Source organism: Streptomyces viridosporus (assembly GCF_002078235.1).
Lineage (GTDB): Bacteria > Actinomycetota > Actinomycetes > Streptomycetales > Streptomycetaceae > Streptomyces > Streptomyces viridosporus.
Genome location: NZ_MSGP01000610.1, coordinates 1 through 5,344 on the forward strand (window position 1 = coordinate 1; position 5,344 = coordinate 5,344).

Consider the following 5,344-nt stretch of genomic DNA (forward strand, 5'->3'; position numbering starts at 1 on the left):
CCTCGGGCCGCGGCCCGAGGAAGTGCTCGGTGAGTTCGCGGACGCTGCCGGGCCCGACGTGCTGGGCGAAGTAGGTGCCCCCGGTCTCCAGCACCCGGGCGATCTCGTCCCAGCGCGCCCGGACGGGATGTCTGCTGACGACGAGGTCGAAGGTCCCGTCGGCGAAGGGCAGCGGCGCGTCCTCGGTCGAGGCGACGACGGCGACGCCGTGGGGCCGGAGCAGGGCGGTGGCCTTGGCGGCGTTGGGCGGCCACCCCTCGGTGGCGACGGTGAGCGGGGGCCGCCGAGGGGCCTTGGCCAGGGCGAAGCCGAGCACCTCGCCTCCCCCGGTCTGGAGGTCGAGCGCGGCACCGGCCCGGCCCAGCCGACCGGCCATCGACACGGCGTACCCCCAGGAGGGTCTGGCCTCGGTGGCCCGGCCCTCGAACCAGGAGAAGTCCCATCCCTCGGTGGGGACGGAGGCGCCTTCCGCGACGAGATCCTCGAAAGAACGGGTCCGCTGGTCCGTCATGCTCCGATCATGCAGGGACGGGACGCCCTTGTCGGCCGAATTACGGGACCAGCGGCCGTACGTCCTCCGCCACGAACCGCACGAAGCCCTCGGGATCCGGCTCGTCACCGGTCGGCTGGAGGACGACCGAGTCGGCCCCGGCCTCGGCCAGCCGCTGGACCGCCTTGGCGACGGCGCCCGCGTCCCCGGCGACCCCGAGGTCCGGCTCCCCTCCGACGCCCTCGGCGATCAGCTCGGCACGCAGCCGCTCCCCGGCGCCGGGTCCCGTGGCGGCGAGCAGATAGACGACGACCCTGTGCGGCCCGGTGCCGCGACCGGCCGCGGCGCGCCCCTCGTCGACGAGCCGGCGTGCACGCCGGACGCCCTCCGGTGAGGTGGTGGCGGTGAGGATGGTGCCGTCGGCGGCCTCACCGGTGAGCCGCACGGTCCGCGGCCCGGTGGCCCCCGCGAGCACCTCCACCTCGTGCTCCGGCGGCCAGTCGAGGGCGACGTCGTCGAGCTCGACGTACCGTCCGTGGGTCGTGATGCGCTCTCCCCGCAACAGGCCCCGCAGCGCGACGAGATGCTCCCGCAGCAGGGTGACCGGCGACTCGACCCTCGCCCCCACCTGACCCATCCAGTCCTGCACCCCGTGCCCGACGCCGAGGATCGCGCGCCCGGGGAACATGCGGTGCAGGGTGGCGGCCTCCATCGCGGTGACGGCGACGTTCCGCAGGGGCACGGGCAGCAGTCCGACCCCGATCCGCACCCGTTCGGTCCACGCGAGCGCGGCAGCGGCGGTCGAGATCCCGCCCTCCCGGAAGCAGTCCTCCCACAACCAGAGCTCGTCGAGCCCCGTCTCATCCGCGAGCCGGGCGACGGAACGGAGCCGCTCGGGGGCGAGCTGGGGGCGGAAGACTGCGCCGAGTGTGGTCATGGTGGAGGTCCTACCCGGCAGGGGGCGGACCGGTAACCACACCGGGGCGACCGCTCGGGCCGGCGCAGCACGGTCGGTACCGGGCGACCGCTCGGACCGACCGGATTGGTGTCCTGGCGCCGTCGCGCTGCGCGCGGTACCGGCTTCAGTCCCGGTCGGCGGGTTCCGTGAGCGGACGGTCGCCGATCAGGGCGGTCATGATCATGGGGGCGTCGCCGTCGGACTGGTTGAGGGAGAGGGCGAACCAACGGGGGGCGGTGGGCGAGCCGCCGGGCCGTACGGGGCCCCATACCGTCAGGTCGCCGTAGCAGTCCTTGGCGGCCAGGGTGCGGAAGGGCTCGGGGAGGGGTTCACCCGTTCGGCCGCGGTGCAGGGGGACGCGCATGCTCAGCGTGCGGTGGGGGCCCCAGCGGCGGTCCAGTTCCACAACGAGCGCGGCCAGGTTCGCTTCGGCCGCCGCCTCGGCGTCGTTCCACCGGGCGCCGTACACGCCCGTGAGGGCCTCGCTCTCCCAGAGGGGGAGGAGCAGGAACCCTTCGCCGCGGGTCACGGTCCACTCCCCCGTGGCCGGTTCGCCCTCGTCGGTCGTGGGGCCGGCCGTCGGTACGGGGGTGGAGAGGGCGGCTTCGATGCCGGACACCGCCCGGTTCGTGTCGAAGGGTTCGCCGGCGCGGGCCGTCACAGCGTGGGCCTGGTCATGGGATGGGGCAGCGGGTCCAGGGCCCCGGCCTTCCTGAGTGCCTCGTGGACGCGGACCACCTCGGCGGTGTCGCCGGGCGCCGCGATGTCCAGGAGCACGCCGACGCCGGGGAGCTCCTTGCGCGGGACCGCCGCATCGGGCGGGATCCGGTTCGCGCGGCCCGGGGACAGGAAACCGACCCGGCCGACCGACGGGGTGCCGATCCTGAAACCGGCCTCCTTCTTCAGGGCCGCCGTCACCGCCCGGTCGCTCACGTCCCCGTGGTCCGGGTGCCAGATCTCGGCGACGGCGGCGAGGAGGTCGGCGTCGGGGAGCCGCACGTCGTCGGGGGACACGATCGTGGCCACCAGTGACTGGAGCAGGAACTCCGGGGCGCCGCCCGCCAGTCCGGCAACCTCCACCTTCCAGCCGGGCGGCATGCCGTCGGCGACCAGGCGCAGCGACGTGCCGTTCCCCGCCGACCAGTCGTCGGCCGCCTGGGCCGTGCGCAACGCCTCGAGCAGGGACGCGCCGTCCGGCCGGAGCAGTTGGGAGGGGCCGGACGCCGGGGCGGTCCGCCACGTCCACGGTGCGTCCGCCCCCGGTCCCCCCGTGGTGGGGAGGAGCCGGGCGAACCGGTCCAGGGTCGCGCGCCACCGTTCGGCGAGTGCCTCCACCGGTTCCTGCCGCGGGCCCCAGAAGCCCCGCACCACTCGTCGCATGTCCCGTCCTCTTCCCTTCTCCGTCCCTCGCCCGCGCCTCTCGTCCCACGTCCGGCCGTTCCCACCTTAGGGCCGCCCCGGCCCGCGGTCCCGTCAGTCGAACGCCTCGGGCCGCCGGTCGCCGGCGATCGGCTCGGGCGCGGTGTGGACGACCTCGATGTCCAGGCCCGCGTCCTCGAACGCGTCCCTGGCCGCGTCGGCGACCTCCTCGTTGGAGAAGTGCCACTCGACGTCCTTGCCCCGCGCGGCCTCGACCTGCCTGCGGGCCTCGGCCAGCAGGCGTTCCCTGCCGGACGGGGTGATCTCCGTGCGGTCCGCGGACAGGAAGCTGTCGTAGCCGTTCTTGGCCTCGAGGTAGGTCTGGCGCGAGGAGTCCCAGCCGTCGAACTCGACGTCCGGTACGTCCGGGTTCGTGTGCGGGACGACGTACTCGTAGCCGCGCTGGGTGCCGGTGACCTGCTCCTGGTAGCGCAGCCACGACTCGTTCTTCCAGAGGGGCTTGGGGTTGCGGTCGCGGCTCGCCCAGAAGCCGTCGCCGTGGTCGGCGTCGCCGTACGTGCGGCTCCGCAGGTCCCCGGCCCAGTCCGGCGGGTTGTAGTTGCGCGGGTCGCCGGTGTTGTTGCGCTCGGGGTCCGGCCACTGCTTCTTGTTCTCCAGCGCCTGCCGGGCGCGCTCCGGCTCCTCGGCGCGCTTGCGCTCCAGATAGGCCTGGCGCTCGTGTGCGCGGGCCTGACGCGCCTGTTCCGCGGCCTCCGTGTCGCAGCCGTCGCCCTCCGCCAGGACGGTGCGGGGGAGACGGGCGGGGGCGGCGGCGAGCACCGTGCTGCCGGTGCCGAACCCCCCGGTGAGGGCGGGGGCCGTGCCGCTGCCGTCGCCGTACGGGATCCCGCGGGGCGGCGCGGAGAGGGTGCAGCCCGTCCTGCGGGCCGCTTCCTCCGCCTCGTCAGCCGCCTCGTCGGCGCGCCGCGCGGCGTCCTCCAACGCGTCCAGGTCGCCCGCCCTGGCCGCTCGCTGCGCGTCCTGCGCCGCCTCGGCGGCGTTGTCGACGACTTTGCTCAGCCTGCCGAGTGAGCCGACCTTCTCGGCGATCTTCACTTCGCCGTAGCCGGGGATGAACAGCGAGCCGACGTTCCAGATGACGGTCGTGACGGCCCGGGTCCCGTTGCCGCTGTTCCACTGGTCCACGACGTCGTCGCCGATGAACGAGTCGAACAGGACCGTGCCGCCCGTCTCCAGTGAGGCGCCGCCCCAGTCCAGGAGCGCGCCGAGGTAGTCGCCGTCGTCCCACTTGCCGCGGGCGTCCGCGGTGCCGTTCCACCACTCGTCGCCCAGCGAACGGCCGTAGTCCATCAGGCCGTTCCAGGTGTCGACGGGGCTGGTGACCGTGTTCCAGATGCCGGTGAGGTCGCCCCAGATGCCGTCGACGAAGAGGCCCTCGCCCACTTGCTCGAGCTGGTCGCCGGCGCAGCCGAAGAAGGCGCCGAAGCCGGAGAAGCAGCCCTCGTCGTCCTCGCCGCCGCCGTCTCCGTCGCCTTGGCCGTCCCCGGTGGTGGTCGGGTCTTCGTACGGCGGCTCGTCGATCTCGTCCTCGGCGGCCACGGGGTCGACACGGGAAGGGGCGCCGGAGGACGGGCCGTCCGTGTCGGGGGACGTGTCGGAGTCCTTTCCGGCGTCCGTGCCGTCCTGGTCCGTGCCGTCCTGGCCCGTGCCGTCCGAGCCCGGCGTGTCGTCGGGGTCGCCGCCGGGATCGCCTCCGGGGTTCCCGTTGCCGCCGGTCGTCGCGCCCCCGGTGTCGCCGCTGCCCTGCTCCTCGTCGCCGCCCTCCGCCGTGACCTGACCGTCACCGCCCCCGGGCGCGGGGCATGCCGTGCCGGTGACACGGCACACCTGGGACTGGATTCCGGCGAGGAGCTGCGTGCCGAGACCACTGACGACGAGCGCGGTGATGATCGCCGCGACGACCGCGACCAGGCCGGCGTACTCCACCGCCGTCTGGCCCTCGTCCCGGCGCCAGCGGATCAGCCGGGCCGGGGAGAAGGGGCGGCGCTCCGGCCGGTCCGGTGCGGTGCGGCGGTACCAGGCGCGGCTCTCCGGGCGGGTCAGGAGGAACAGGACCAGGAGGGGGAGGAGGAGCTGGGTGAGGCCGCGTGCCGATCCGTCGGCGATGTTCGCCGTCGAGCCGAGGACCAGCCATGCCTGTACGGCGATCAGTCCGCCCCAGATCCGTGCTCCGCCCTGCCGGCTGCGGCGGGCCAGCCACCAGCCGAGCACACCGGGAGCGGCCGCGTACGCCACCTGGGCAAGCAACGTGCCGTCCACCGCGTCGAGGGACGCCGCCGTGAGGAGCAGGCCCAAGCCGCCGAGCACGGTGAACACGAACAGCGCGTGGACGAGCAGGAGCGCCCACGACAACGGCCGGGGCATGCCCCGCCCTCCACCGGACCCGGCAGGCCGCACGCCCCCGAACTCCGCCCCTCCCCCGACCGAGGCCATGCCCCTGTCCCCTATACACATCT

Annotated in this window: 5 protein-coding genes; all 5 read right to left on the reverse strand. The window is 74.5% G+C overall.

Annotation, left to right across the window (positions count from 1 at the left end):
- A partial coding sequence (locus tag B7L92_RS34215; RefSeq protein WP_143626425.1) for a methyltransferase domain-containing protein occupies window positions 1-511 on the reverse strand: 511 nt, incomplete at its 3' end.
- A gap of 40 nt (window positions 512-551) precedes the next feature.
- Window positions 552-1,427 carry an LLM class flavin-dependent oxidoreductase gene (locus B7L92_RS34220; protein ID WP_081241131.1) on the reverse strand — a complete coding sequence of 292 codons (876 nt, stop codon included), beginning with the start codon at window positions 1,425-1,427 and terminating at the stop codon, window positions 552-554.
- 145 nt (window positions 1,428-1,572) lie between these two features.
- Complete coding sequence (locus B7L92_RS34225) at window positions 1,573-2,109, reverse strand: hypothetical protein (protein ID WP_081241132.1); 537 nt, start codon at window positions 2,107-2,109, stop codon at window positions 1,573-1,575.
- The gene (locus tag B7L92_RS34230) at window positions 2,106-2,828 is read right to left on the reverse strand and encodes a hypothetical protein (RefSeq protein ID WP_081241133.1); all 723 of its coding nucleotides are present in this window, start codon (window positions 2,826-2,828) and stop codon (window positions 2,106-2,108) included. The genes B7L92_RS34225 and B7L92_RS34230 overlap by 4 nt, the downstream gene beginning before the upstream one ends.
- Window positions 2,829-2,921: 93 nt before the next feature.
- A complete protein-coding gene (locus B7L92_RS34235; protein ID WP_081241134.1) occupies window positions 2,922-5,252 on the reverse strand; it encodes a Tox-REase-5 domain-containing protein in 2,331 nt (776 codons plus the stop codon).
- Window positions 5,253-5,344 lie beyond the last annotated feature (92 nt).